Genomic DNA, 26,361 nt, shown 5'->3' on the forward strand with positions numbered 1-26,361 from the left:
TTAAGGCGTGTGGATCACGCCATCCGGCAGACGGCTTTGTGTCCATTCATGCGGACGATAGACCACAGGAAATTCTGCCGCAGCCTGTTGGTTAAAGCCCACGCCAATCCCAACTTCTTCTCCCGGATAGAAATAACCGTTCTCCGGTGCCCGTGCGCCCGGAAAGACCTGCTGCGTGTTAGCCGGATATGCAACAAATTCCTGGATTGCCGCATTATGCAGATGAATATTCAGATGCGTATTTACCGCAGCACCAATCGGGGTCATGTCCGGCGGACAATGCCAGGCCAGACGCACGCCAAAACTCTGGCAGAAATGCGCCAGTTTTAATGCCGGTGTGATGCCGCCTATTTGTGAAACATGGCAGCGGATAAAGTCGATCCGGCGGTTGATAATCAGATCTTTCCATTCAGCAGGATTATTAAATAATTCGCCGGTTGCCAGCGGAACGGCGGTCTGACTGCGGATTTGCGCCAGCCATTCGTTCTGATCGGGTGGCAGAATGTCTTCAATAAAGTAAGGCCGGTATTGTTCAACGGCTTTGGCGAACTGCACCGCCTGCTGCGGGAACAGCCGTTCATGAACATCGTGCAGAATGTGGAACTGATTGCCGTATTTTTCACGCAGCGCTTTGAACATCGCCAGCGTGTTATCGATGTACTGATCCTGATCGTAATACGCACCCGCCGTCGGTTCACGGGTGCTGTGAAAATCACGCGCATTGCCGCCGTAAAAACCCAGCTGACAGCGGATGTGGCGGTAACCTTCGGCTAGCAGACGATCGACTTCGCCGTACAATGCTTCCAGCGTTTCACCCGCGGCGTGGCTGTACGCCGTCACTGCATCTTTCGATTTGCCGCCAAACAAATGATACAGCGGCATATTCGCCAGTTTGCCTTTGATATCCCACAACGCCATATCAATACCCGCGATAGCATTGTTGATCACCGGCCCGTTACGCCAGTAAGCGTTCACCATCATCATCTGCCATAAATCTTCTATATGATTCGCATCGCGTCCCATCAGCAGCGGTTTGAGATATTCATCCACCATCAGTTTCACCGCCAGCGGGCGCTGCTGGAATGTCGCGCAGCCCAGACCGAAGACTCCACGATCTGTTTCAATTCTGACCACCACTAAATTATGACGATCGGGACGTGTTATCTGGCATTCGATATTGGTAATCAACACAGGCTGCATGATAAATCCTTAATAAAAACCGTTATTCCTTTTCATAAAAAAGGCGGCGGGAATATTCGTATTGGCGTTATTTCAACGTATTTTTATCCTGCTTGTAAACCTAAAATTCAGGCTTTTATTTTGGTTTGAAAGCACGGCGTATTTTCGATAAAAAACAGACCAATTTGGCGTTGATGTGAAAAATAAGCGCCATACAGTGAAGTTTTGTGATGAAGATCCTGTTTTATTGGTTTGTTTTTAAAAACCACCCTCATTACACTCCCCTTCAATCAAATAAAGAATAATTCTTTTTTTCGTCGCGGGGTTCAGGGTGAATACAGAAATAATGCAGTCAGTCATTAAACTGGTCGGCGGTGCGGGAAATATTAATAAAGTCTGGCATTGTATGACCCGTCTGCGTTTTGATTTACGTGACGAAAATAAAGTGGCATGGGAAGAAATTAAAAATCTGCCCGGCGTACTGGGCGCACAAAGCCAGAGTGATCAGGTGCAGATCATTATCGGGCCGAAGGTGAATATCTGGTACGAAGCCATCGTGTCACAGCTGGATCCGGTAACCGGAAATTCAGAAACAGCAACAGGAAATGTTTCCACAAAAGGACGTAAAAGTCTGATCTCGTTGTTCATGGATACCGTCTCCGGCGTGTTCGGCCCGATCGTTCCGGCCATCGCGGGCGCGGGGATGATAAAAGGGTTGCTGGCAGGACTGATCGCCCTGAAGGTGATTTCAGCCAAAAGCGAAACGGTGATGATCATCGATTTGATCGCCAGCGGCGTGTTTTACTTCCTGCCGTTTTTCCTAGCGGTTTCTGCGGCGAAGATCTTCAAAACCAATGAATACCTTGCCGCCGCCGTTGCCGCCTGTCTGATGTATCCGACGCTGATGGACGCCGCGAAAGCGCTCGCCAGCCATACTGCTGGCGCACCTACCGCATTGTATTTTATGGATGTGCTGCCGGTATCCGTTTTCAACTATTCGGCGAGTGTGATCCCGGTGATTTTCTCGGTGCTGGCGCTGAGTTACATCCACCGCTGGGTGGACAGAATCATGCCGGACGTGCTGAAAACCGTGTTTACACCCACACTGACACTGTTCATTGCGGCACTGGTATCGCTGACGCTGATCGGTCCGGCGGGGATTTATCTCGGTAAGTTGCTGGCGTTTGGCATTCAGGGAATGTTTGACGTGTCTGCAGTATTTGCCGGATTTATTGTCGGTGCGATCCGCCCGGTGGCGATCCTCACCGGTATGCATCATGCGATGACGCCGATTGCGTTGCAGAACTTTACCGATCAGGGCTGGGACATGCTGATGCCGATGATGTTTATGGCCAACATGGCAATTGCCGGATCGACGTTTGCGATTTACTTCCACGTCAAAACCCGCGAGCAAAAATCCGTGGTGCTGTCTGCGGCAATTTCCGGCCTGCTGGGGATCACCGAACCTGCGCTGTTTGGCGTGCTGACGCGCTACAAAAAAGCGTTTATCGCCACCACCATCAGCAGTTCTGTGGCGTCTGCATTTATCGCGTTCTTCGGGGTGCGGTTGTACGGCTATATTCTGTCGAGTATTTTCAGCCTGCCCGCCTACATCGGTCCGTATTTTATCTACATTCTGATGGGCGTGGTGCTCTCGCTTGGGCTGTCATTTACGCTGACGTATCTGATGGTCGTCAAAAACAAAGGCACCGAACAATCGGTGCCTTTGGTTAATCAGACGCGCTGAGGTTTATCAGGCCGCTGTCTTTGAATGCGAAATCTCAGACAGCGGTGCGTTCTGAATAAGATTGGTCAGACGTCCGATATTTTCGATTTCCACTTCAATCTTGTCATTCTCATGCAGGAACAACGGCGGTACGCGGGTTTTACCGACGCCGCCCGGTGAACCGGTCATGATCACATCGCCCGGAGAAAGCTGAGTAAATGTGCTGATATAGGCAATCATCTGCGGAATAGTGTGGATCATGCTGGCGGTCGTATCGTCCTGCACCAGCCGGTCATTCAGCCAGGTTTTGATACTCAGGTTTTGCGGGTCGCCCACTTCATCCGGCGTCACCATCCACGGGCCAAACGCCCCCGTCGACGGCCAGTTTTTTCCGGCGGTATACCATTTATGCTGCCAGTCTCGTACTGAGCCATCCATATAACAGCTGTAACCGGCGACAAAATCGAGCGCATCATCTGCTGAAATATTTCGGCCGGTGCGGCCGATAATAATCGCCAGTTCACCTTCATAATCAAACTGCTCTGAAGAAGCCGGTTTGATAATGGTGCCATTGTGTCCGACCTGGGAATCCGCAAAACGGACAAACAGGGTTGGCGCGTCGCTGGTTTCATTAAATTCTTTGCGCTTTTCCGCGTAGTTCATGCCCACGCCGAAGATTTTTCCCGGACGGTCGATAACCGGCAGGAAACTGATGTCATTCAGTTGAAGATCCGCAGGCAGATCAGCGTAGCGTTGCAGCCCGGAAAGTGAATGGCGTGCCATGAATTCGTTAATATCGCGGCATCCTGAGTGACTGCCGACATCGACAATCCCCTCTTCTTTATAGATGCCGAAGCTTTTGGTGTGGTCTTTACTGATGGTGAAATTAACAATTTTCATAGATGCACTTAGATTCTTATTTTACTTAAAAACAGGTAAATTCGCTGGCGTTCGTGTTGCGAAAACGGCTTGCCCGTCGCAACGTTGGCGTGATTATTGACCCTGCCTCTCATGCCTTCTACTATATTTTATTATCAAATCGATGAATTTCAGGAATCAATGTTAAATAACAGAGACTTAGAGTATTTTGTGACAGCCGCAGAGATGATGAATTTGAGACTTGCGTCACAAAATTTAAATATAACTCAGCCTGCGCTTTCGAAATCCATCACCCGTTTAGAGAAAGAACTGAACATCAAACTGTTCAAACGGGCAGGTCGCGGGCTGGAACTGACCGAAGCAGGACGGGTGCTCTATCAGCGTGGTTTAGCGCTGCAAAGTTCCTACCTTGAGCTGGGCGAAATCATGAATGAACTGAGCAGCGGCGCGGGCGGGATTGTGCGCGTCGGCGTTTCCGGTTCCGCAACGCAATTCCTGCTCCCTGAAATCTGCAAAATGCTGCAATCGCAGGTGCCGAATATGAAACTGGAAATCCAGATCGGCATGAACGACGTACTTTTTACGTTGCTGGAACGTCATGCCATCGATGTGATTATCGGTCCGCTGGTCAATTACGACAGTCCGGTGGTGCAGTTGCCGGTCACCGCAGACCGGGTGATCGTCGCGGCCTCACGCGATCATCCGCTGGCCGGTAAACCCGCCAGTCTGCGCGAACTCAGCCGTTATGGCTGGATTTTACCGGCGAAAACCGTCTCGATGCGCCAGTGGCTGGATAAGATGTTCTATGAAAATCATTGCTCGCCACCAGACGTCAAAGTGGAAATCAGCTCGCTGGCATCGGTGCCGGGACTGATCGCGAAAAGCGGTTTGCTAAGTTTTTTGTCCGAAAACATTCTGGTCGAAGAAGAATTTCTTTCGCGGCTGATCCGTATCGATAACGATCAGTTAGTGATGGAACGTCGGGTGGGCATCACCTGGCTGGAAGGCGCATTTCTTTCGCCGGCGACGCAAAAAGTGATCGACGTGACCAAAAGCGTCGGGCAAAAAATGCAGATGGAAGCCCGCCGGATCCTCGAAGACTGAAGTCCGGCGGGCAGGTTTATATCAATCTGTTTTACACCAGATGACAGGCCACGCGGTGACCGTTTTCCACTTCACGCAGCAACGGAGTTTCCGCCCGGCAACGAGCCATGGCGTGAGGGCAGCGGGTGTGGAAACGACAACCGGCGGGCGGTTTTGACGGATCCGGGATTTCCCCGCTGACCATCGCGACCGGTTCGCTGTCGGGATCGAGCGTCGGCACCGCCGCCAGCAACGCCTGCGTGTACGGATGCAAAGGCCGCTCAAACAGCACATCCCGACTGGCGGTTTCCACCAGCTGGCCGAGATACATCACCGCCACGTCATCACAAATATGTTCCACCACGCCAAGATCATGCGAGATAAACAAAAACGTCACGCCATGATCGTCGCGTAAATCCGAGAACAAATTGATGATCTGCGCCTGAATGGACACATCGAGCGCCGAAATAGGTTCGTCGGCAATGATAAAATCCGGTTGCAGGATCAGCGCACGGGCAATGCCAATACGCTGGCGCTGACCGCCGGAAAATTCATGCGGGAAGCGGTTGTAATGCAACGGGGACAGCCCGCAGATTTTCATCACTTCCAGCACTTTTTCCCGCAGTTCTGCGCGTGAACATAACCGGTGCTCAAGCATCGCCTCGCCAATGGCTTCGCCGACGCGGATGCGGGGATTCAGCGAACTGTACGGATCCTGAAACACCAGCTGGATTTTCGGACGCAACGCTTTCAGTTGTTTTGGCTTCAGGGCATGAAGTTCTTCGCCACGAAATTTCACGCTGCCCGCGGTTTTGTCATACAGCCCAAGCAGCGTGCGCCCTACCGTGGTTTTGCCGCTGCCAGATTCCCCGACCAGCCCGAAAATCGTGCCCTTGCGGATGTTAAAACTAACGCCATCAACCGCCCGCAGCTGACCGGTTACCTGTCCGAATACGCCGTCGCGGATCGGGAAATACTTTTTCAGCCCGTCGACTTCAATCAGATATTCCGCGTTCATGGTTGCAGCTCCGTGTCTTTATTCTCATGCGCCGTCGTTAACCCGCTATAGAAACAGGCGGCCTGACGGTGTTTTCCTTCCAGCGGCGGGATCCCTTCGCGGCAACGTTCGGTGGCGCGCGCACAACGATCGGTGAATGCACAGTAAGGCGGTAATGCGGCCAGACTTGGCACTTGTCCCGGAATGGAATACAAGCGGCGGCGACGTTCTCCCGCGGTGGGACGCGAAGCGATCAGCCCCTGCGTATAAGGATGCAGCGGATTACGCAGCACATCGGCGGTCGCGCCCTGCTCAACAATTTTACCGGCATACATCACCACCACGTGATCCGCCATCTGGGCGATCACGCCTAAATCGTGGGTGATCAGCATCAGCGCCATATGATTTTGCTGTGCCTGATCGCGCAGTAAACGCAGGATTTGCGCCTGCACGGTGACATCGAGCGCAGTGGTGGGTTCATCCGCAATCAGCAGCTGCGGCTTACAACTGAGTGCCATCGCAATCATGATGCGCTGCAACATGCCGCCGGAAAGCTGGTGCGGATAACTGGTCATCAGGCTTTCCGCGCGCGCCAGTCCGACTTCAGTGATCATCTGCGTTGCCAGTGTCCACGCCGATTTCGGTGATTCGCCGCGATGACGGATCAGCGGTTCAACCAGTTGTTCACCAATGGTCAGCACCGGATTGAGCGCTGTCATGGGTTCCTGAAAGATCATCGCCAGCTGATTACCGCGCAGATCCGCCATTTGTGATGAACGCAGTTTCAGCAAATCACGCCCCTGAAACAGGATTTCGCCCCCGTCAATACGGGCGGCCTGTGGCGGTAATAACCCCATCAGCGACATCGCCGTGACGCTTTTTCCACAGCCTGATTCACCAACAACACCGACAGTCTGCCCGGCCTGAATGTCGAACGTGATGTCCTGCACCGCACGCACACGTCCTTCGTCGCTGGCAAAGGACAACGAAAGCTGGTTAAAACGGATCAAGGGATCAGTCATTTTTTGCTCCGTTTCATTTTGGGATCGAGCGCATCACGCAGGCCATCGCCCAGCACATTAATCGCAATCACCGTAATAAAAATCGCCACGCCCGGCGGCATCCACAACCATGGACGGCGCTGAAAGTCGATCAGGCTGTTCGCGGCATCCATCATATTTCCCCATGACGGCGTTGGCGGCACCACGCCTAATCCCAGATAGCTGAGCGCAGATTCGCTGAGGATGGCGTTCGCCACGGCCATCGTTGCCATCACCACCAGGATCGGCACGGTATTGGGCAGTAAGTGACCGAACAGGCGACGGCGCGACGACAATCCGAGAACCTGAGTCGCCAGCATAAAATCGCGTTCGCGCAGTGAAAGGATCTGCCCGCGAACCAGACGCGCCAGTTTCGGCCATTCCAGCAAACTGAGCATAACGATCACCATGTACACGCGGGATTCCGGCGAGAAATCCAGTTCAGACAGCATCGCGCCCATCACGATCAACAGCGGCAAACTTGGAATGGTCATCACCAGATCGGCAAAGCGCATGATGATTTTGTCGGTGATACCGCCGACATAGCCGGATACAGCGCCCATCAGATAGCCGAGCGTCACGGAGAGCAACATAGTCAGCATGCCGATAATCAGCGAGATGCGCCCGGCCAGCAGCAGCCGCGTATATACATCACGCCCGAGAAAATCGGTACCCAGCCAGTGCTCAGCATTGGGCGCTTTATTGATCATCAGCGCATCGGTCGCATCATCCCGCCATGGCGAATAGTAAGGGCCCACTATGCACCAGACCGCCATTACCACCAGTAAAATCAGGCAGAGCATCGCCAGACGGTTCTGACGTAAAGCACGCCAGGCCTGTAACCAGGGTGACGGTGTCACCTGTGCCAGTGCGGGGATCTGTGCTTCACGTAACCGCCGGTTGGTAGAAAATAAAGAGCCAAACATCACGACCTCACACGAATGCGCGGATCCGCCCACGCATACAGGACATCAGCAATCAGGTTGCCAAGAATGGTTAATACCGCCAGAAACAACGTAAACCCCATCAGAACCGGGTAATCACGCGCCGCCAGTGAATCAATGTGAATGTGCCCTGCTCCGGGCCAGTTAAAAACTTTTTCGGTGATCAGCGCTCCGGAAAACAACCCCGGCAGCTCGAAACCCAGCAGCGTAATAATCGGCAGCAGCGCATTTCGCAGCGCATGTTTCAGGATGACCGTGCGCTCGCGCAGACCTTTGGCGCGCGCGGTACGGATGAAATCCATACGCACCACGTCAAGCATACTGGCGCGGAAATAACGCGTCAGGCTGCCCGCCTGCAACATCACCAGCGCCACTACCGGCAACACCAGATGCGCAGCCACTTGTGCTACCCACGCCCAGCCCGTGGCATCGCTGCCTGTATTGGTCATACCGCCCACAGGCAGCCAGTGAAGATCCACGGCAAACCATTTAATCAGCAGCAGGCAAAGGAAGAAGGTCGGGAAGGACATCGCGGCAAAAATCACAATGCTCACCACATGGTCGAACAGGGAGTAAGGTTTCATCGCCGAGACAATGCCCACCGCCAGCGCGATCCCCCAGTACAGCACCATCGCAATGGTGGCGAGCAGGAAGGAGTTCCAGATGTACTGGTTCAGCAGCTGACTGACGGGGATCTGATATTGCAGCGAGAAGCCGAGATCGCCGTGCAGCAGATTACCCAGCCAGTGCAGATAACGGCTGAGCAGCGGTTGATCCAGTCCATAAAGCGCTTTAAGTTCGGCGGCGCGCTGCGCAGTCAGGGTGATATTTCCGTCAATGAAATCGCCCGGCGTTTTGGCAAACAGCATGAAGATGAGCAGTGAAGCGAGGAACAACATCGGAATGGTTTGAAGCAAACGACGCAGAATGAAATTTCTCATGACTTTCTCATTGAAGCTGCCGGAAGGATCCGGCAGCCGCATTATTTCTGATTATTTTACGATTTTGACGTCCGGCAGACTGCCGGTCAGTCCGTTATAGATATCCGGTTTAAAACCGGTCACGCGGGCGCTGCTGGCCGAGAGAATTTTACGGTTACCCAGCAGGATCACCGGCGGATCGTTCGCCAGCACTTTATACAGTTCATGATAAATCGGCTTACGCTTCTCGATATCCAGCGTGGCGTTGCCTTCGTTGATCAGCTTATCGACTTCAGGATTGTTATAGCCCGATTCCGTGGACTCTGTGCTGTAGTAATCCCAGACGCCATCGTGCGGATCGTTAAGCGTGCTTGTACTGAACGACGCCAGATCGTAATTCCCGGCCTTGCGCTGAGACATCAGCGCGTTGAAATCCACCACCTGTGGTTTCAGCAGCACACCGATTTTCTGATAGTTCTCTTTAGCGATCGGGATCAGCGCATCGTTCAGGACTTTTTTGCTGACCAGCAGCGTCAGTTCAAGACGTTTACCGTCTTTCACACGGATCCCGTCACTGCCGGCTTTCCATCCTGCTTCATCCAGCAATTTGTTGGCCTGCGCCGGATCGAATTTGTACGGATTCACGCCATCAGTGTTATACGCCCAGGAAATCGGCGCGATCGGCTCAATCGCCACCGATCCATAGCCCTGATACACCACGTCGATCAGTTTCTGGCGATCCAGACCATAAATCAGCGCCTGACGGACTTTCACATCCTGCAATGCAGGGCGTCTGACGTTGAACTCAATCTTGCTGTAATCGCTGGAACCGTACAGGTTGATATTGGCAAAGCCGAGCATCTTCAGCTGTTCGATATCATCCGGGCGGGAAGTGAACGCGTCATAGTCGGTGTCACCCGTCTGGAATAACTGGAAATTAGTCGACGGATTGGTCACGCGATAGATAAAGCGCGGAGTCGACGGTACGCCACGATAGTAATTGGTGTTGGCGTGGAAACGGATCTCCTGCCCCGGAATGTATTTGTCGTACACATACGGGCCGTTACCGAGCGGTTTGCCATGCAGCGTGCGCAGATAATCGAGATTACCGCGCGTGTAGCCTTTGCCGTAATAGGCTTTCGAAAGTACCGGTCCGCCGATTTTTTGCAGCGTGGTGGCGCCCGGTTGCGTGGTAGTGACCTGCAACGTCAGCGGGTCAATCACTTTCAGGCCACTGATGCTGTCGGCCTTGCCCTGCTTATAGTCATCACCGCCGGCAATGTGCGCCAGCGTGATATCGGTGTCGCCGTCATATTTTGGGTCGTACAACACGGTCAGCGTGAACGCGACGTCTTCTGCCGTCAGCGGAGAACCATCGCTGAATTTCAGGTCATGGCGCAATTTGATGGTGTAAGTCTTGCCGTCAGGGCTGACCGTCCAGCTTTCTGCCAGACCAGGGACCAGTTTGCCCTGGCTGTCCCAGTCAATCAGACGGGCGAAAATCACATTAGTGACGTTTTCATCCCAGCCGTTAACGAAGAAGTAAGGGTTAAAAATACCCTGAGGTTCGGAGATCCCCGCGATCACTGTATCGGTGCGCAGTTTAGCTGCAGCAGGAACCTGACTGGCATCGGTGGCCGGTGTAATGCCTTCTTTTAAGACATCATCAGCGAAAGCAAAAGAAGACAACATTACGGCACTGGCCAGTAATGCGATTTTGAAAGAGGCAGTGCGACGTGCGCGTTGTACGGCTGGCGCGAAAGCGGAACGTAATAACGTAGCCAAAAGAGATCCCTCATCTGTAATGTGTGCAAACGGTTTACAAAACATGACAAAGAGTAAGGATGCGGTTTAGCCTTGTCTAACAACGAAAAAATATGGCTTATAGCTTTTGCTACAGTACGCTGAAAAAGCCGCCAAAACGGCTAATGTGGAAAGATTACCTGATCACACCCAGTGAGTGCTTACTAACCTCAGAGAGCCAACTACATCAGGAGCACTGTAGGAAACTTATCTATTTCTGGCGGATAACAGGCAAAGAAAAACGGCGTATCTTTTTAAGGATACGCCGTTGAATGTGAAGATGAATGCTGTGAGGTCAGGCAGCCACTTTTTTGCTGCGGGAACTGACTTCGGCGAGGATCTCTTTCTGCTTGTTCTTCTCGCCAATCATTTTGTACCAACCTGAAAGCTTGCGAAGATCCGGCAAGGTAGCCTTTTCCTCAACATCGTAAGCACTTAATTTCTCGCGATACTCTTCAAAGATGGCGATGCAGCGACGTGCCCACTCGCCTTCCAGTGCGGAACCGGCCACGGCACGCGGACGTCGTGGTAAGCGCGGACGCAGCGGCTTGCTGGCTTCTGGTGCAGATTCATCCACGTAGGCAAACTTGATGGATACGACCGTTCTGCCCTGCTTTACCGGCTCCCAGACCACTGAAATATCGGTATTGGCATTGATCCGATTGATCGTCGGCTCAAGCAGCTTCTGGCGGAAGTCACGATAGTCCTCATATTTGCCCGCTAAACCGGCCTTCTCGCGCATCCAGTTGAGATCAAGTGTCACTTCAATGGCTTTGCCACTGCGTCGCCCGTAGAGGTTCTTGGCTTTGATTAGCCAGCCATACAGGCGTACGGAGAACGGGGTATCCAGCTTCGCGATATTGGCGAAATTGAGTTTGGTAAAAGATTCTTTAAGTTCATAAAGATACGGAGCCACGTCTTGCCCGAATCTCAGCACGACTGCACTATGATCGTCACTGCTGACGTATTCCAGACGTGAAAACCAGGAAAGCTGCACGGTACGCACTTTGCCGGTTTTCACATCAGGCTTGTAGATGGTCACCGGCTTTTTCATCAGGCTTTCAGCTGCTTCGCGCAACTGGCGGTGGCTGCTTGTCGGGTTAACCCCGTAGATCCGCTGATAATCCTGAGGGAAAAGTCGATAAAGCGTATCCGGTTGCGGTTTCCTGCTATCAATTTGAGCCAGCGCCAGGTTAAGCAGGCGCATTTCATCCAGAGTAACGCTATAGGCGCCTTCAAGAAGATCGTTCCCCTGAACTACTGTGAGTTTATTCAGTTCCATGTAGCAGGATCCATAAGTGGAAAGTAGGTAAATTATTCCACATAAAAAATGCTGTCGTAAAGTAAAAACAAGGCTTATTTAATGTCTAAAAATCATTGAGTTAAGTATGGATCGAAAAATTCCGATCAGGAAAAATCTCCACATAAGCATTTCAGGCCCAGCAGGGATCCTTTTTTTAACATGCTGGATCGACAGTCTTTTTACAGGAAATCACTCCACATATCTGCTCAGTGATCCTTAACGCTTATGCAGCACAATACCTCCCCTTCCACTGGCCGATGATCAGATAATTCCTCCACATTAGAGGGGTGATTGCACGTTTAACCATCAATCCCTGCAATGTGATCCCCTTCTCACTTCGTTTTAAGGCTGTATTCTGCTCCCCAAAGGGATCATCAGGAAAACTTTCCACATATGCCTGTGAGTGGGATCAGAAAATGTCTCCACATTAGCGACGTGACAGGCATTTGATCAGGAAATCTCTCCACGTAGCCGCAGCGATCAGATCACAGAAAATCTTTCCACATATACTGGACTACGGGATCAGGAAATCTTTCCACTTATTGTGGGCACTTCTTTTTTCAACCTGGTGTTTGAAAGCTTAAACGACGTCCTGGATCAGGAAAAATCTCCACATATCATCAAGTGACACCGTCACAATAAAACTAACTCATTGATTTTCATAAACCCGAGTTCAATCTTGATCAAAATTTCTCTTTTCGGGATCAGATAATGTTTCCACATATAGGCTTTCAGGGATCAGGAAAAATCTCCACATAAACGCATTATGCCTCCTGAACAGGCTGCGCTGTGCCCTGCCGGCGGACTTTCGGGGATCCCATTTGGCTCTTTGTGACACCACGTGACGCTGTCACAGGAAATTCTTCCACATAACCCACTTTCCTCCTCGATCAGGAAAAGTCTCCACGTATAAGAAAAAACAGTTATGGCAGTATGTTAGCGAGTTTTGGGTCGTCCGGGCGTAGTGACATGACACAGGAGGAAAGTATCCACAGAAAATTATTCCACATTGGTAATAGCATGATCCCTATAGAAATTATCCACAGAAAAAGACTCTACATTGACCATGAAAAGGATCCACATCTAACATGAAGGATCTCCACCTCGGGCAGGAAATGACTCCACAATATGTGTGTTAACTACATGATAATTAAAAATAAAAATGCTCCCTAAAGAGAAAGATCTAAACTTATAAAATAAACAAAAGATTATTTGATCTTGGGATCTGATAACAACGGAGAGAATACTTCAGGAAGGGATTGGTTAGCGTTTAAGGCAGGCTGAGCAAGGTTTACAGACTGGATCAAGTTAGAAACGGGCCTGTAAGACCCGATCCAGCCAGCGATTATATTATCAGGCGCGTTCGTTGTGGATGAGCCACGCTTCGATCAGTTCTGTCAGAACGTCTTTCATTTCGCGATCCTGCAGGAAGCAGCTGGTTTTGAACCGGCGATGCAGCTCCTCATCGATATTCGTTTGTAACTTTTTCACCGATGCAGGCGGTTTAGCCACAGCGTCCAGTGCTGTAGTCAGTTGTCTGTGCTGGCCAAGTTTCATTTTCATTTCAGCAACTCCGTGATTTCTTTGGTCATAATTTCAATTTCACCCTTTGCATTACCGTCCGTTGTATCGAAAACGGTGCCGCCGTCCATCATGGTTCGTATGTAAACCTGGCGTTGGGTCGTGCCGGTACGCAGTGCAGGAACACCCGTGTCGGCAATGGATTCTTTCAGTACTTCAAGCATTTTAGCGGATGCCACTTTTTTAGTGATCAGAAAGCGGGCAATAACGGGTTGCAGATTTTCGCGAGCTTCTACCACGGCCAGAATAGCGCCACAGGCGGCAAAATCTAAAGGTGACGGTGTCACGGGAATCAGGACTAAATCACTGACCATAACCGCTGCTGATGAAATTGCAGAAATGGCAGCTGCCCCATCGATCACTACGTAATCGTATTCTTTCAGTTGCTTGCGTACGGTATAAACTTCTTTTTCTGAAGCGGCTTCAGCCAGGTCAAACTGGCATTTGCTTTCGTCATACCAGTTGCTGATGCTTCCCTGTGGATCGGTATCAACCATCACCACTTTATGGCCTTGTCTTGCCAGACAGGTTGCGATGTTTATTGATGTCGTGGTTTTCCCTACTCCGCCCTTCCCGTTAAGGAAGGAAATAATTTTCGCTGCCATGACAACCTCTTAATGAAGCGTTCAGTAAAGATATCAGGATTCCAAAATCATAAGATTTTAGGATTCGTATAGTTTGTAATCTTAGGATTCTGAGATTTTCTAATCCATGAATCACAGGATTGGAGTGCTACTATAAAGTTTGCAGCCTGGGATTTCAATATCTAAGGATTATCGAATTACAATATCCTATGATTACAGGATTCTGTAAGGTTATTGAAGTCATCATTCGATAATACGAGAATGGCAATACACATAAATCACAGGATTTTATGAGGTCACGATTTCATGATTTTAGGATTACGAAATCTTCAGAATTTGGTTGAACCTGTTTGCAGTGCGTTTGCGTCAACCCTGCTATCCGGTGATTATTAAATCTCTGAATCTCTGAATCTCTGAATCTTGTAAGTTTGAGATTCAATTATCCCGGTATCAACAGATGACAGAATGCACATGTTGAATCAAATGACTGGACATGACCGCATCAGGATATAAAATCTCACCATCTCACCATCTTATGCTCCGGAGATAGCATGATATGATCTGTCAGATTTCAGGATTCGAGAAGTGTCAGGATTACAGGATTAATCTTTAAAATATTCGAAGCGGAACACTGATAGCATACCCGGATTCTAACCTCCCAGAATCACATGATACTTGAGTATCATTCTGAGATGATGGAATCCTGTGATTTTTACATCCCGTATGAGTGTTTTTGCAGTAGCCAGATTGTGGTCAGGATACTGGGATTTTATCATCCTGAGATTATAACAGAGTAGGTGATCGCAGGATTATAGGATTATGTGTGGAGCTGAAGATTATGAGATTACATAATCATGATAAGTATATCAATGATTTAATTATTAGTCCCGACTCAATACAAAAGGATTGTAGAATCTCAGGATTATATCGGGATTTCAGGATTATAAGATTTCATGTCCGTATTTCAGGATTATGAGATTCTATAGGCGAAGGTGAGGATTATATCATCCTGAGATTAATAAGGGATTATAGGATGCTAGGATTCTTATCCTGTGATTCTGTGTGGTCAGGATGTGATTATGTAATTACAAGATTATAGGATGGAAGCAGCCGAAATCTTAAGATTCAGAGATTCTGTGATTGTAAAATCCTGACATTTTTATCTTATGATTTCAGGATGCAGAAAGTATCAGGATTCAAAGATTTTTGGCTGATTACAAGATGATGGGATTCAATGATTTTTTGATTGTATGCTCTTAGAATTGTAAAATCACGCAATCACGCAATCACGCAATCACGCAATCACGCAATCACATGATTATGGGATTGAGATTTACTGACTTACCTCTGGCCCGGTCGTACCAGCGGAAAGCAACCGACGTCGCAGACACTCGATGATATGCCTGAATGCAGTTTCTATTTCTTCCTCAGGTACACAGCCATAACCGAGCAACAATCCGCGACGCATAGCCGGGCGCAAATAATAAGCTGAGAGAGGGCGGGTCAAGACATTTAATTGCTCAAGCTCTGCACTCAGCGCCACATCATCAATAGAATCCGGCAGCGAAAGGATCAGATGAAGTCCGGCATTGCTGTCTTCACACAGATATTCTGGTCCAAGTTCCTGTCCAATTATCCGGGTCAGCGCATTTCGGCGTTTACCATAAATCAGCCGCATTTTACGAATGTGCGCGGCGTAATGTCCTTCGCGAATAAATTCCGCCAGCGTCAGTTGCGTGAGTCCATTTCCCCCGCGGTACAGTTCTGAATGCGCAATTTTTAGGCGTGATGCCAGCGGGCGGGGCAGAACCATGTAACTGATGCGCATCGCGGGATACAGCGTCTTGCTGAATGTTCCGACGTAAATAACAGGCGCATCGCTGCTCAGTCCCTGCAGTGCCGGGATCGGACTGCCCGAGTAACGGAATTCACTGTCGTAGTCATCCTCCACAATCCAGCTGCCTTGCTCACTGGCCATTGCGAGAATTTTTTGGCGCCTTGCCAGACTCATCACCGAGCCGAGTGGATAATGATGTGACGGTGTCACGCATATCAGTTTCGGCACACGGCAATCCGGTGTTTTTTTAGACGGGTTGTCAGGCGGATTGTCTGGTGGATCCATTCCGTTGTCGTCTACCTGAACCGGCTGAATTTCTACGCCATTAATTGTGAGCACATTACGAATTCCCCAGTAGCTGGGCTCTTCAATCCATGCGGTATCGCCGGGGTCGCAGAGCATTTTAGCCAGCAGATCCAGCGCCTGATGCGTGCCTGTGGTGATCAGAATCTGCTCAGCCGTGCAATCAACTGAACGTGCAACACGAAGATAATCCGCCAGTGCATGTTGCAGCTGCGGGCATCCGCCGTGGCGGGAATAAGTCAGGAATTCCGGGTGCAGGCGGCGGCTCAGGCGGTTATGAATTTTGCGCCAGATTTCATGTGGAAATTTGGTCACGTCGGGTACGCCTGGCATGAACGCGCCCCATTGTTGCGAGGCAACGCCTGTACGCGTCAGCAACCGGGTGCCACGTTTGGAAAGCGCAACATGACTGCGAACTGGTGAAAAATATCGGGCAGTTTTATCGGCAATTACACCGTCCTCGGGCAAATCAGATGTGACGAAAGTCCCACTTCCGGTACGGGTCTGAATATAACCCTCCGCCTGCAATTGGTCATACGCCGCCAGCACGGTATTGCGCGAAATATCCAGTTCTTTCGCCAGGTCACGCGAAGCCGGTAAACGGCTGCCTGGCGTGATACTGCCGTCGAAAATTGCCTGTTGTAACGCCTGATATACGCGCTTATTCAACGTGCCTGTAGACGTATCGGAAAGGCCGGTCAGGCGTTGCGAAATGAGGTCAGAAAGCAGTGAACGCAAAAGTGGTACCTCAAAATAATTCAAACTGGTTCTGGATTATAGAACCGCTGGCGCGATAAAACACAAGAACGGATTGCTATTTCGACAAATTGTTCATCTTGCAACGGGCAATCTATAAAACATCAACCTTTATGCAGGAGCGAAAGATGAGTCACAGTGAACTGGAAAAACGCCGTAAAGAAGCGACCCCAAGAGGTGTTGGCGTCATGTGCGATTTCTATGCGGCGAAGGCGGAAAACGCCACGCTGTGGGATGAGCAGGGACGGGAATACATCGATTTTACTGCCGGGATTGCTGTGCTGAACACCGGGCATCGTCACCCGAAAATTGTTGAAGCGATCCGCACACAGCTCGACCTTTTCACGCATACGGCCTATCAGATTGTCCCGTACGCCAGTTTTGTGAATCTGGCAGAGCGCATCAATGCGATTGCTCCGGTCAATGGTAAAGCTAAAACGACCTTTTTCAGCACCGGCGCGGAAGCGGTAGAAAACGCGGTTAAAATTGCCCGCGCGGCAACCGGCCGCCCTGGCATTCTGACATTCTCCGGCGCTTTCCACGGACGCACGCTGCTGACCATGGCGCTGACCGGCAAAGTGGTACCTTATAAAGTCGGATTCGGTCCTTTCCCTGCCTCCGTTTTCCATGCGCAATATCCGAATGCCGTGCATGGCGTCACCACTGAAATCGCACTCGACAGCATCGAGCGTATTTTCCGCAGTGATATTAGCCCTTCGCAAGTTGCAGCAATTATGTATGAGCCGGTGCAGGGCGAGGGCGGTTTCAATATTGCGCCGGAAGATTTCGTAAAAGGGCTGCGTGAAATCTGCGACCGCCACGGCATTGTAATGATTGCTGATGAAGTCCAGAGCGGTTTTGCCCGCACCGGCAAAATGTTTGCTTCGGATTATTATCCGGATGCTAAACCAGACATCGTCACGATGGCGAAAAGCCTCGGCGGCGGGATCCCGATATCCGGCGTAACGGGACGCGCTGAGCTGATGGATGCACCTGAGCCGGGAGGTCTGGGCGGAACTTACGCCGGTAATCCGCTGGCCGTGGCGTCAGCCCTTGCTGTGCTCGACATCATCGAAGAAGAAAAATTGTGTGACCGCGCCAGCCGGTTAGGAGCGGAACTGGTGGAAGTGCTGGAAAAAGCCAAAACGACATGTCCGGCGCTGGTGGATGTCCGCGCTCGCGGGTCGATGGTCGCTGCCGAATTTAACGATCCCGAGACCGGAAAACCATCTGCTGAGCTGACTAAACAGTATCTGCGCAAAGCGCTGGATGCCGGTTTACTGATGCTGAGCTGCGGCGTACACGGTAACGTGATCCGCTTCCTGTATCCGCTGACCATTCCTGACGCCCAGTTTAAAGACGCACTGGCGATTTTATCCCGCGTTCTGGCTGACTGAGGCAACCTATGCAACTCAAACATCTAAGCCTTCTGCGCCAGCAATGCCTCATTAATGGCGAATGGTATGACAGTGAAAACGGTGAGTTCGACAATGTGATTAATCCGGCAAACGGAGAGGTAATAGGTCGCGTTCCGCAAATCACTACGGCGCAAACGGCGCAGGCCATCGTGTATGCAGAACAGGCGCAGCGCGGCTGGAAAGACAAGACGGCAAAACAACGCGCTGCGCTGATGCAGAAATGGGCACAGCTGATGCTGGAACACGCTGACGACTTAGCGGCATTGCTGACGGCGGAACAGGGCAAACCGCTGGCGGAAGCGCGGGGCGAAATAGTCTACGCTGCTTCCTTTATCGAATGGTTTGCCGAAGAAGCCAAACGCGTCGAAGGCAGCGTGCTGGCTCCTGTGCAGGCGTCGCAGCGGATGCTGGTTCTGAAACAACCGATTGGCGTGTGTGCGGCCATCACACCGTGGAATTTCCCTGCGGCGATGATCACCCGTAAAGCGGCACCGGCGCTGGCTGCGGGTTGCGCAATGATTGTTAAACCAGCCGAACAGACACCCCTGACTGCGTTAGCGCTCGGACAACTGGCGATGGAAGCCGGTATTCCGGCGGGCGTTTTGCAGGTGATCACCGGTTCAGCGCAGGCCACGGGCAAGGTGTTGTGCGACAGTCCGGTGGTGCGCAAGCTGAGCTTTACCGGTTCGACTGAGGTGGGGCGCATTCTGATGGCGCAAAGTGCGCCGACGGTGAAAAAACTTTCGCTGGAACTGGGCGGTAACGCGCCCTTTATTGTGTTCGATGACGCCAATCTGGAGCGAGCGGTGGCCGGGATCATGGCCTCGAAGTTCCGTAACAGCGGGCAAACCTGCGTTTGCGCTAACCGGATCTATGTCCAGCAGGGAATCTATCCGGCACTTATCGCCAGACTGGTCGACGAGGTGAAAAAACTCAACGTGGGTGAAGGCACACAAACCGGCATCACGCAGGGGCCGCTTATCGACCAGGCTGCGGTCAGCAAAGTGCAGGAACATATAGAAGATGCGTTATCGCAAGGCGCCACGTTACTGACCGGGGGGCAGCCGCATGCGTTGGGCGGAACTTTCTTCCAGCCGACAGTTATCGGCAATGTTACCTCAGCGATGAAATTTGCGCGTGAAGAAACCTTTGGTCCGGTAGCGCCTGTATTTAGCTTTACCGATGAAGCGCAGGCTGTGGCGATGGCAAATGACACAGAGTTTGGCCTTGCCGCATACATTTTTACCCGCGACGCAGCGCGTCAGTGGCGCGTGCCGGAAGCGCTGGAATACGGCATGGTGGGTATTAACACTGGCCTGATTTCCAACGAAGTCGCGCCGTTCGGGGGGATCAAACAATCTGGCCTGGGGCGTGAAGGATCACGTCACGGGATGGACGATTATCTGGAAATGAAATACTTGTGTATTGAGCTGGGTGAATAAGGGAGTTGGAAATTGTTTTCCTGATCGTTCAGGGTAAATCCATCACCTCCAGCAGGTGCATTCTGCGGGAAACATATTCCAGAACTTTGTCACGCTGTTCTTCAGGCATATGACTTTCATGGTAAGTATCAATAATGAGCTGGTGGCTCCTGATGACATCAGCTAACCATTTTCTGGCGAGCGGGTTTTGGATCCCGATCCCTTCACCCAGGGCAACAAAATCAGCGCCTGTATACTCGCCGTAAGGTGAGTCAAGGCCCGGGGCGCTATCCTGATCGTTTTCTTCCCTTTCGAGAAGTGGCAACGCGAGATATTCGCCAAACGCTGCGGGGTAAGGAACAACGCTGATAAAGTCATAAACAGGAGCAAGTGAAGCTGGAGCATTTCGGGGTAGCAAAATGCCAAAATTACGCAGGTGAAAGTCGTTGTTACCGAGTACATAGGCGTAAACGATGCGCAGAAAAATATCGCGTTTATTCGTCAGATTATTGCCCAGATTATCCAGCAAAAAACGGGCGGCTCTTTGGTAACTGATCGCTTTTTTATCGTTGATAGTGCCATATTTATCATTAATTCCCATCGCACCATCGAGCTGTTCCTGATGCGTTCGGTCTTCACCAGTCTGTCCGCGGTCATATCTTCTTATCACAAAGGCCAGCTCACACTGTTGCGCTTCATCCTCTTTCCGAAAACGGACGAGGCCAAAAGGGGGAACCCTGAATTTGAGGCGAGCCATTACAGTCATTGTCGCGTGTTCATTTTCGGCGAGATGAGGATACTCTTCGGGAGAGGGTTTCAGTATGTACGTCCCATCATTGCTTACCACCCTAAATTCATTATCCTCAATGGCTAATGATAGTTTTGGTTGATAGCCCGATATGCTCATGCCTTTCTGATGCTTTGGCTGTTCCTGAATAAACTGTCTGCGTGTAAAAGGTAAATCTGGCATCATTTTGGGATGTAGAAGTAATTGTTTGATGCCTTTTCTGGAATATCCGCTCCCAATTTCGACACCTTTCAATCGGCTTAAATTGATCAGGCAGTGTTCTGAGTTCATGATTTCCTCTCTTTAATCACGATGGCACCCAGCAAATCATCACCGTTATGCATGAGTAATCCGAATAAGTCCCTTGAGTCGATTTTCTGGATTTCTGAATAGCGCTTGCGCAACCACCCTTCAGGTGCCAATCCTTTGAAGAAAGGATGTAAGTCCTGACTTATGTAAGGCTCTGTTCTGACCGGCATACTGATGGAGAGGGCGGGACCCGCATAGCCGGTGAAATACGAAAATTCATACTTGTTTTCAAGCTCGCTCAATATGCCGGCGGCTTCATCGTACAACCATACTTCTATTTCTCGAGCCATACATTTATCCCGAGTTCTTTTAGTAAGGCATTGAGATTGATAGTTTTCGAACCCGCAGGGTCTGCAACTATTCTTTTAAAAGTTGATAAAGATACGCCAATTTGCAGAGCCATTTCCTGATAGGTAATGTTTTGTTGTTTCATCTTTTGAATGATGAGTGGTGTCAGCCCGGATGGCTCAAAAGGGAGACGCTGAACGGCACTTAGCCGTTCAATAAATAACCGCCTTTCATTTTCGGAAAGCTGAGAGAGGAAAGTTTCTACGCTGCTCGGGGTCATATTTGACTCTATCAGGCTCGGTCGGTGAGAAATTAAGCAAGTTACCTAATTATATGACGGAAAGTGTCATATTTGAACCTCTTGGCGAATAAAGATGCAGTTTTAGCATAAGCGTTGTGTAAACAGGGATGAAAAGGTCAAATATGACACTTTGTTCTAAGCATATTTTACCGGCCAGACCAAAGCCTGACCGGTAAGGTTATGACATCACAGCCTTAACTTCTTGATTCCTGCGGAGCAGGATCATCCTGTAAGTGTTTTTTGAAGTGTTTTTCAATCTGCTCTAACGTTTTGCCCTGCGTTTCCGGTGCGAAGATGATCGCGAAAATGCCCCCTGCGACACCGATGGCGGCAAAGCAGAAGAAGGACATCGTCAGTCCGATGGTATCCAGCATGATCGGGAACATAAAGGCGATGGAGAAGTTGGTCATCTGCATAGCAAAGACTGATACGCCGTTAGCCATACCGCGGATGCGCATCGGGAACATTTCCGACAGCAGCAGCCAGGTAACAGGCGACAACGCGCCCTGCTGGAAGCAGAGGAAAATCAGCATACCGCCAAGAACCAGATAGCTGCGAACCGCATCGGGATGGCCGTTGACAGTTTCCGGCATCAGCCAGGTGACTAATCCGATGGCAAGCAGCGTCAGGGTACAGCCGATCTGACCGGTCAGCAGCAGCGGACGGCGCCCGAAACGGCTGAGCAGCATGATGCCCACAAACGTCATGATCACCGAAATCACCCCGTTGGCGATAGTCGCCATCAGAGATGCATTAGTGCTTAAGCCCGTGGCCTGCAACATGGTCGGCGCGTAGAACATGATGGTATTCACGCCGGAGAGTTGTTGCAGCATGGCGATACCAATTCCCAGAAATACCAGGCGTTTCACCCAGACGGAAATAGTCTTCTGGCGGCGGGAATGCTTCTCGCTTTTGGAACTCATGGAACTGCGGATCTCGCTCAGCTCTTTCTCTACCCTGCCTGCTTTACGGGTGCGCTCCAGCACGTCACGCGCCTCGCGATAGCGGCCATGCATGGCATACCAGCGCGGCGTGTCAGGCAGGAACAACATACCGACCCATAAAATCACTGCCGGAACACAGGCGACACCCAGCATCCAGCGCCAGGTGGTTTCGCCGCCCCACACTTCGTTAATGGCCGCGTTACTGGTGTAAGCAATCAGCTGGCCGGACACGATCATCAGTTCCTGCAAGGTGACGAACTGCCAGCGGCGGTTAGAAGGCACGATTTCAGCGATATAAATCGGCACAATCGCCGCCGCGCCGCCGACGGCCAGTCCGAGAATAAAGCGGAACATAATCATCAGCACGACGTTGGGTGCCATGGCGCAACCCAGCGAACCGGCCATGAATATGATCGCCATCACCAGAATGATTTTTTTGCGCCCGAACCGGTCAGCGACCCGACCCGCAAAGATCGCACCGATGGCAGAACCCAGTATCAGGAAGCTGGTGACCATACCGGTGGTCACCGACGTCAGATGCAGATCGTGCTTCATGAACAGCAGCGCGCCCGCAATCACACCTGTATCGTAGCCAAACAATAAACCACCGAGGGTGGCAATAAACGCAATTACTTTTACCAGCGGTTCGGTCGGCGGCGGCGTTTTCTTCGCCTCGCTTTCCTGCCCGCTGTTGAGTTTCTCAGTCACAAGTGCTCCCTGTATTTCATTATTGTTGTCATATTTTTGTGTGATGCAGATCACGCAACCTCTAAATCTAACCCATGTTTAGGATTTTGGTAGGCGGCGGGGGAAATTAGTCATGGATTACAACGCAGACATAAAAATTTCGGAAAATACTGAATCCCGCGCAGGAGTGAGACGGGAAGTGCATTACACTTTCCCAAAGAGAATATCGCGGTTCGTTTTTTATCCGCTCGGGTAAAATAAGTGCTGTTTTTACTTCAGAGAAGTCTGTTTACGATGGGAAAAAGCAGCAGGTTTTGCCTGAAACGGCGCAAACCTATATTCTATCGGCCAATTTACTGAGACAGTTGCAATGAGGTCTATATGATTATCAAACCACGCATCCGTGGCTTTATCTGTGTTACTGCCCATCCGGAAGGTTGCAAGGCGAACGTTAAAGAACAAATCGACTACGTTACCGCGCAAGGCAAAATCGAAGGCGGTCCGAAAAAAGTCCTGGTGATCGGTGCTTCTACCGGTTACGGCCTCGCTGCCCGCATCTCAGCTGCTTTCGGTTCTGACGCAGCAACGCTGGGCATCTTCTTCGAACGTCCGGGCGATGAATCGAAAACTGCTACCGCAGGCTGGTACAACTCTGCTGCTTTCGAAGAATTTGCGGACGCAAAAGGTCTGTACGCTAAAAGCATCAACGGCGACGCGTTCTCTGATGAAGTGAAGCAAAAGACCATTGAGCTGATCAAACAAGATTTAGGTCAGGTAGATCTGGTGGTTTACAGCCTGGCCGCGCCGCGCCGTACCCATCCGAAAACCGGTGAAGTGTTCAACTCCACCCTGAAACCAATCGGTAAGCAAGTCACCATTCGTGGCATCAATACCGATAAAGAAACCATCAACGAAACCACGCTGGAACCGGCAACCCCTGAAGAAATCGCGGGCACCGTTGCGGTCATGGGTGGTGAAGACTGGCAGATGTGGATCGACGATCTGAAAGCCGCCGGTGTACTGGCTGAAGGCGCGAAGACCACGGCGTTCACCTATCTGGGTGAAGAAGTGACGCAGGACATCTACTGGAACGGTTCTATCGGTGAAGCGAAGAAGGATCTGGACAAACGTGTTCTGGATATCCGCAGCACTCTGGCAGAGCAGGGCGGCGACGCACGCGTTTCCGTACTGAAAGCCGTTGTCACTCAGGCGAGTTCTGCTATCCCTGTGATGCCGCTGTACCTTTCCCTGCTGTTCAAAGTGATGAAAGAGAAGGGCACTCACGAAGGTTGTATCGAGCAGGTTTACGGTCTGTACAAAGACAGCCTGTACGGCGCTGAGCCGCTGGTCGACAACGAAGGCCGTCTGCGCGCTGACCTGAAAGAGATCGCGCCAGAAGTGCAGGCAGAAGTCGGCAAGCTGTGGGATGAAGTCACCAATGACAACATCCCTGAGCTGACAGATTTCGCGGGCTACAAAAGCGAGTTCATGCGTCTGTTCGGCTTTGGCCTGAACGGCGTTGATTACGCAGCCGATACTAATCCAGACGTGAAAATCAAACATCTGATCCAGATGTAATTTGGATTAACGCTTAGATTGCTAAAACCCCACATTCGCTGAGAAGCGGGTGTGGGGTTTTTTATAACTTTCTACACGCCGCCTGCAGATCTCACCTTCCGCTGAATAAGTTCACGCGTCTTTGGATCAAAATACCGGCTTGGCCAGATGGTGCTCGGGTGCATATCCAGTGCCTGCGCAATAAGCATTTCGCCTTTCGGCCAGGGTCTTGAAAGTGCGTTAGACAGTGTCGAGGAACTCAGACCGGCAGCGCGGGATACGGCGGCCATCGTTGTACCTTTCTTACGTAATCCGGCAATGATATCGGCCTGATGCCAGTCGCGATTATTCATGACGGGGTGCTCCTGCTTTTAACAGCACAGGAACAGCAGAGCAGAAGGGCAGAAATGTGGGGCTATGCGATAGTTTCATTTTTTGGAGTCTCTGGTTTGTGAATTTAACCACCACCAGAGCTGCGAAACTCACATTGGTGGTAGCTCAGACAAGGTTCGCAGTACCGGCACACACCAGAAACCCGGCCAACCCGAAGGTTGCCCTGCCTGAGCCACCATTGAATGTACAAACACGATATCTGCGTTTGACAGGTGCAGGGAAGCTCAACACATAATTATGACATATGTGTTTCTGGTGTGGTATTCAGGCTGCGAAACCCGGCTGCGGATTTTGCCGCAGCGGACGCACTATAGCGTAATTGAGTAAGCTAAACCAACAGGCTAACCGCGAAAATGAGGTGCGCTTTCCAGAGAAATTTCAGGCGTTGCAGCGGGTTACATGACAACATCAAGAACGAATGACAGTCGCTTAAGCGCGTTCGCATGTTTCTCTGCGGGCATCTTCGACAGATTTTTTCTTTTCCAACGCACTGCGGGTAACTTGTCTATATTGTCGAGACCCAATAACGTCCAGTCCGGTTCTTTATTTTTGAATGACAGTAAAAATTCTTTCTCTTCCTGAGTTATTTTCCCATTAATCAGGTCAATCAGTTGCCTGCGTACTGCGAGCAATTCGGCGAGCGGAACATCAACATCTGCCATGTTGCGGAACTCGCCTTCATAAATACCCGAAATATCTTTTAAATGCGGTTGAAGTAACTCGGCAATAGGGCGTGGATGGCTGATCAGATAAACCAGCAAAGCCTTACGAAGCGCTGATGTAAGGCCTTCATTGTCAAGCAGAAGTTTTACGTCGAACAGATCTCTGGGATGCTGGCGGTCTAACGCAGCACAGATTTTACCGGCATAAAGATCGGCAAAGGAAACAACAGATATTTCAGCAAAACCAAGTTCATCTTCCACCGCTTCACAGACCTGAAGGAGAGCCGGCTCAAAGACTGTTCCCCTCAATACCGGTGAAAGCTCAATCTTGATCAGAGCCCCGTCGCGGATGACAACCAGCCGCAATGCATCATTTTTGTCCTCATAGGATTTACTGACTTTGCTTTGCGGAATATAAGCGAGCACTGATTTCGCAATGTCGTCTAACGCAGCTTTAATTCCCTTTAGTGACTCTTCCCGGTCCAGCACGGGCAAATAAACCAGATCGATATCAACGGATAAGCGTGGAAAATTGCGGATAAAAAGATTGATTGCCGTCCCACCTTTGAGAGCAAAGCAATCGTGTTTTGCAATGAAAGGAAGCAATTGTAAAAGCAACTGCACCTGTCGGTAGTAAATACTTTCCCTGTCCATTTTTA

The 26,361-nt window shown here is 50.7% G+C and carries 22 protein-coding genes; 5 read left to right on the top strand and 17 right to left on the bottom strand.

Annotation, left to right across the window (positions count from 1 at the left end):
* On the bottom strand, window positions 1-1,200 hold the full coding sequence (locus tag ACM615_RS05695; protein WP_431011597.1) for an enolase C-terminal domain-like protein: 1,200 nt from the start codon (window positions 1,198-1,200) through the stop codon (window positions 1-3).
* A 325-nt stretch (window positions 1,201-1,525) separates the two neighbouring features.
* Between ACM615_RS05695 and ACM615_RS05700 the strand changes: the two genes are divergently transcribed.
* Complete coding sequence (locus ACM615_RS05700) at window positions 1,526-2,926, top strand: PTS transporter subunit EIIC (protein WP_431011625.1); 1,401 nt, start codon at window positions 1,526-1,528, stop codon at window positions 2,924-2,926.
* Window positions 2,927-2,932: 6 nt separating this feature from the next.
* Here ACM615_RS05700 and ACM615_RS05705 read toward each other — a convergent pair whose 3' ends face one another.
* On the bottom strand, window positions 2,933-3,805 hold the full coding sequence (locus ACM615_RS05705; protein ID WP_431011598.1) for a fumarylacetoacetate hydrolase family protein: 873 nt from the start codon (window positions 3,803-3,805) through the stop codon (window positions 2,933-2,935).
* A 159-nt stretch (window positions 3,806-3,964) separates the two neighbouring features.
* Here ACM615_RS05705 and ACM615_RS05710 point away from each other — a divergent pair, with 159 nt between their 5' ends.
* The gene (locus tag ACM615_RS05710) at window positions 3,965-4,888 is read left to right on the top strand and encodes a LysR family transcriptional regulator (protein ID WP_113876553.1); all 924 of its coding nucleotides are present in this window, start codon (window positions 3,965-3,967) and stop codon (window positions 4,886-4,888) included.
* A gap of 31 nt (window positions 4,889-4,919) precedes the next feature.
* Here the strand turns inward: ACM615_RS05710 and ACM615_RS05715 are convergent, their stop codons facing one another.
* The 9 genes from ACM615_RS05715 to ACM615_RS05755 form a co-directional block, all read right to left on the bottom strand.
* Window positions 4,920-5,885 (bottom strand): ABC transporter ATP-binding protein, encoded by a 966-nt coding sequence (locus ACM615_RS05715; protein WP_431011599.1) that lies wholly within the window; start codon window positions 5,883-5,885, stop codon window positions 4,920-4,922.
* Window positions 5,882-6,886: an ABC transporter ATP-binding protein gene (locus ACM615_RS05720; RefSeq protein ID WP_431011600.1), complete on the bottom strand. Its 1,005-nt coding sequence runs from the start codon at window positions 6,884-6,886 to the stop codon at window positions 5,882-5,884. The genes ACM615_RS05715 and ACM615_RS05720 overlap by 4 nt, the downstream gene beginning before the upstream one ends.
* The gene (gene opp4C / locus ACM615_RS05725) at window positions 6,883-7,830 is read right to left on the bottom strand and encodes an oligopeptide ABC transporter permease (RefSeq protein ID WP_431011601.1); all 948 of its coding nucleotides are present in this window, start codon (window positions 7,828-7,830) and stop codon (window positions 6,883-6,885) included. The genes ACM615_RS05720 and opp4C overlap by 4 nt, the downstream gene beginning before the upstream one ends.
* Window positions 7,830-8,789, bottom strand: a complete 960-nt coding sequence (locus ACM615_RS05730; RefSeq protein WP_132964583.1) for an ABC transporter permease — start codon at window positions 8,787-8,789, stop codon at window positions 7,830-7,832. The genes opp4C and ACM615_RS05730 overlap by 1 nt, the downstream gene beginning before the upstream one ends.
* A 51-nt stretch (window positions 8,790-8,840) precedes the next feature.
* Window positions 8,841-10,460 (bottom strand): ABC transporter substrate-binding protein, encoded by a 1,620-nt coding sequence (locus ACM615_RS05735; RefSeq protein ID WP_243701039.1) that lies wholly within the window; start codon window positions 10,458-10,460, stop codon window positions 8,841-8,843.
* Between the two features lie 406 nt (window positions 10,461-10,866).
* Window positions 10,867-11,853: a replication initiation protein gene (locus ACM615_RS05740; protein WP_112289539.1), complete on the bottom strand. Its 987-nt coding sequence runs from the start codon at window positions 11,851-11,853 to the stop codon at window positions 10,867-10,869.
* Between the two features lie 1,374 nt (window positions 11,854-13,227).
* A complete protein-coding gene (locus ACM615_RS05745; RefSeq protein ID WP_112289538.1) occupies window positions 13,228-13,437 on the bottom strand; it encodes a plasmid partition protein ParG in 210 nt (69 codons plus the stop codon).
* Window positions 13,434-14,060 carry a ParA family partition ATPase gene (parA, locus tag ACM615_RS05750; RefSeq protein ID WP_014341720.1) on the bottom strand — a complete coding sequence of 209 codons (627 nt, stop codon included), beginning with the start codon at window positions 14,058-14,060 and terminating at the stop codon, window positions 13,434-13,436. The genes ACM615_RS05745 and parA overlap by 4 nt, the downstream gene beginning before the upstream one ends.
* Window positions 14,061-15,372: 1,312 nt before the next feature.
* Entirely contained in the window at window positions 15,373-16,917 is a 1,545-nt protein-coding gene (locus tag ACM615_RS05755; RefSeq protein WP_431011602.1) for a PLP-dependent aminotransferase family protein, read from the bottom strand.
* A 146-nt stretch (window positions 16,918-17,063) separates the two neighbouring features.
* Here ACM615_RS05755 and ACM615_RS05760 point away from each other — a divergent pair, with 146 nt between their 5' ends.
* Complete coding sequence (locus ACM615_RS05760; protein WP_129639611.1) at window positions 17,064-18,332, top strand: 4-aminobutyrate--2-oxoglutarate transaminase; 1,269 nt, start codon at window positions 17,064-17,066, stop codon at window positions 18,330-18,332.
* Window positions 18,333-18,340: 8 nt separating this feature from the next.
* On the top strand, window positions 18,341-19,795 hold the full coding sequence (locus tag ACM615_RS05765) for an NAD-dependent succinate-semialdehyde dehydrogenase (protein ID WP_431011603.1): 1,455 nt from the start codon (window positions 18,341-18,343) through the stop codon (window positions 19,793-19,795).
* 28 nt (window positions 19,796-19,823) lie between these two features.
* Here the strand turns inward: ACM615_RS05765 and ACM615_RS05770 are convergent, their stop codons facing one another.
* The 4 genes from ACM615_RS05770 to ACM615_RS05785 form a co-directional block, all read right to left on the bottom strand.
* Window positions 19,824-20,852 carry a type II toxin-antitoxin system HipA family toxin gene (locus ACM615_RS05770; RefSeq protein ID WP_112287409.1) on the bottom strand — a complete coding sequence of 343 codons (1,029 nt, stop codon included), beginning with the start codon at window positions 20,850-20,852 and terminating at the stop codon, window positions 19,824-19,826.
* Window positions 20,849-21,160 (bottom strand): HipA N-terminal domain-containing protein, encoded by a 312-nt coding sequence (locus tag ACM615_RS05775; protein ID WP_112287410.1) that lies wholly within the window; start codon window positions 21,158-21,160, stop codon window positions 20,849-20,851. Before ACM615_RS05775 ends, ACM615_RS05770 begins: the two co-directional genes overlap by 4 nt.
* Window positions 21,145-21,438, bottom strand: a complete 294-nt coding sequence (locus ACM615_RS05780) for a helix-turn-helix domain-containing protein (RefSeq protein WP_113876596.1) — start codon at window positions 21,436-21,438, stop codon at window positions 21,145-21,147. The genes ACM615_RS05775 and ACM615_RS05780 overlap by 16 nt, the downstream gene beginning before the upstream one ends.
* A 215-nt stretch (window positions 21,439-21,653) precedes the next feature.
* Window positions 21,654-23,165, bottom strand: coding sequence for a sugar porter family MFS transporter (locus ACM615_RS05785; RefSeq protein ID WP_431011604.1), 1,512 nt, complete (start codon window positions 23,163-23,165; stop codon window positions 21,654-21,656).
* A 306-nt stretch (window positions 23,166-23,471) separates the two neighbouring features.
* Here ACM615_RS05785 and fabV point away from each other — a divergent pair, with 306 nt between their 5' ends.
* Complete coding sequence (fabV, locus tag ACM615_RS05790) at window positions 23,472-24,668, top strand: enoyl-ACP reductase FabV (protein ID WP_113876597.1); 1,197 nt, start codon at window positions 23,472-23,474, stop codon at window positions 24,666-24,668.
* A gap of 71 nt (window positions 24,669-24,739) precedes the next feature.
* Here fabV and ACM615_RS05795 read toward each other — a convergent pair whose 3' ends face one another.
* Window positions 24,740-25,000: a helix-turn-helix domain-containing protein gene (locus ACM615_RS05795; protein WP_159281697.1), complete on the bottom strand. Its 261-nt coding sequence runs from the start codon at window positions 24,998-25,000 to the stop codon at window positions 24,740-24,742.
* A 435-nt stretch (window positions 25,001-25,435) separates the two neighbouring features.
* Complete coding sequence (locus tag ACM615_RS05800; RefSeq protein ID WP_431011605.1) at window positions 25,436-26,356, bottom strand: nucleotidyl transferase AbiEii/AbiGii toxin family protein; 921 nt, start codon at window positions 26,354-26,356, stop codon at window positions 25,436-25,438.
* Window positions 26,357-26,361 lie beyond the last annotated feature (5 nt).

Source organism: Rahnella sp. PAMC25617, from assembly GCF_050606005.1.
In the GTDB taxonomy this organism is placed as follows: Bacteria; Pseudomonadota; Gammaproteobacteria; order Enterobacterales; family Enterobacteriaceae; genus Rahnella; species Rahnella variigena.

Bases quoted from the DNA above. Each gene is read 5' to 3' on its own strand.
- ACM615_RS05695 (WP_431011597.1), bottom strand. From the start codon at position 1,200: ATGCAGCCTGTGTTGATTACCAATATCGAATGCCAGATAACACGTCCC.
- ACM615_RS05700 (WP_431011625.1), top strand. From the start codon at position 1,526: ATGCAGTCAGTCATTAAACTGGTCGGCGGTGCGGGAAATATTAATAAA.
- ACM615_RS05705 (WP_431011598.1), bottom strand. From the start codon at position 3,805: ATGAAAATTGTTAATTTCACCATCAGTAAAGACCACACCAAAAGCTTC.
- ACM615_RS05710 (WP_113876553.1), top strand. From the start codon at position 3,965: ATGTTAAATAACAGAGACTTAGAGTATTTTGTGACAGCCGCAGAGATG.
- ACM615_RS05715 (WP_431011599.1), bottom strand. From the start codon at position 5,885: ATGAACGCGGAATATCTGATTGAAGTCGACGGGCTGAAAAAGTATTTC.
- ACM615_RS05720 (WP_431011600.1), bottom strand. From the start codon at position 6,886: ATGACTGATCCCTTGATCCGTTTTAACCAGCTTTCGTTGTCCTTTGCC.
- opp4C (WP_431011601.1), bottom strand. From the start codon at position 7,830: ATGTTTGGCTCTTTATTTTCTACCAACCGGCGGTTACGTGAAGCACAG.
- ACM615_RS05730 (WP_132964583.1), bottom strand. From the start codon at position 8,789: ATGAGAAATTTCATTCTGCGTCGTTTGCTTCAAACCATTCCGATGTTG.
- ACM615_RS05735 (WP_243701039.1), bottom strand. From the start codon at position 10,460: ATGTTGTCTTCTTTTGCTTTCGCTGATGATGTCTTAAAAGAAGGCATT.
- ACM615_RS05740 (WP_112289539.1), bottom strand. From the start codon at position 11,853: ATGGAACTGAATAAACTCACAGTAGTTCAGGGGAACGATCTTCTTGAA.
- ACM615_RS05745 (WP_112289538.1), bottom strand. From the start codon at position 13,437: ATGAAAATGAAACTTGGCCAGCACAGACAACTGACTACAGCACTGGAC.
- parA (WP_014341720.1), bottom strand. From the start codon at position 14,060: ATGGCAGCGAAAATTATTTCCTTCCTTAACGGGAAGGGCGGAGTAGGG.
- ACM615_RS05760 (WP_129639611.1), top strand. From the start codon at position 17,064: ATGAGTCACAGTGAACTGGAAAAACGCCGTAAAGAAGCGACCCCAAGA.
- ACM615_RS05765 (WP_431011603.1), top strand. From the start codon at position 18,341: ATGCAACTCAAACATCTAAGCCTTCTGCGCCAGCAATGCCTCATTAAT.
- ACM615_RS05770 (WP_112287409.1), bottom strand. From the start codon at position 20,852: ATGAACTCAGAACACTGCCTGATCAATTTAAGCCGATTGAAAGGTGTC.
- ACM615_RS05775 (WP_112287410.1), bottom strand. From the start codon at position 21,160: ATGGCTCGAGAAATAGAAGTATGGTTGTACGATGAAGCCGCCGGCATA.
- ACM615_RS05780 (WP_113876596.1), bottom strand. From the start codon at position 21,438: ATGACCCCGAGCAGCGTAGAAACTTTCCTCTCTCAGCTTTCCGAAAAT.
- fabV (WP_113876597.1), top strand. From the start codon at position 23,472: ATGATTATCAAACCACGCATCCGTGGCTTTATCTGTGTTACTGCCCAT.
- ACM615_RS05795 (WP_159281697.1), bottom strand. From the start codon at position 25,000: ATGAATAATCGCGACTGGCATCAGGCCGATATCATTGCCGGATTACGT.
- ACM615_RS05800 (WP_431011605.1), bottom strand. From the start codon at position 26,356: ATGGACAGGGAAAGTATTTACTACCGACAGGTGCAGTTGCTTTTACAA.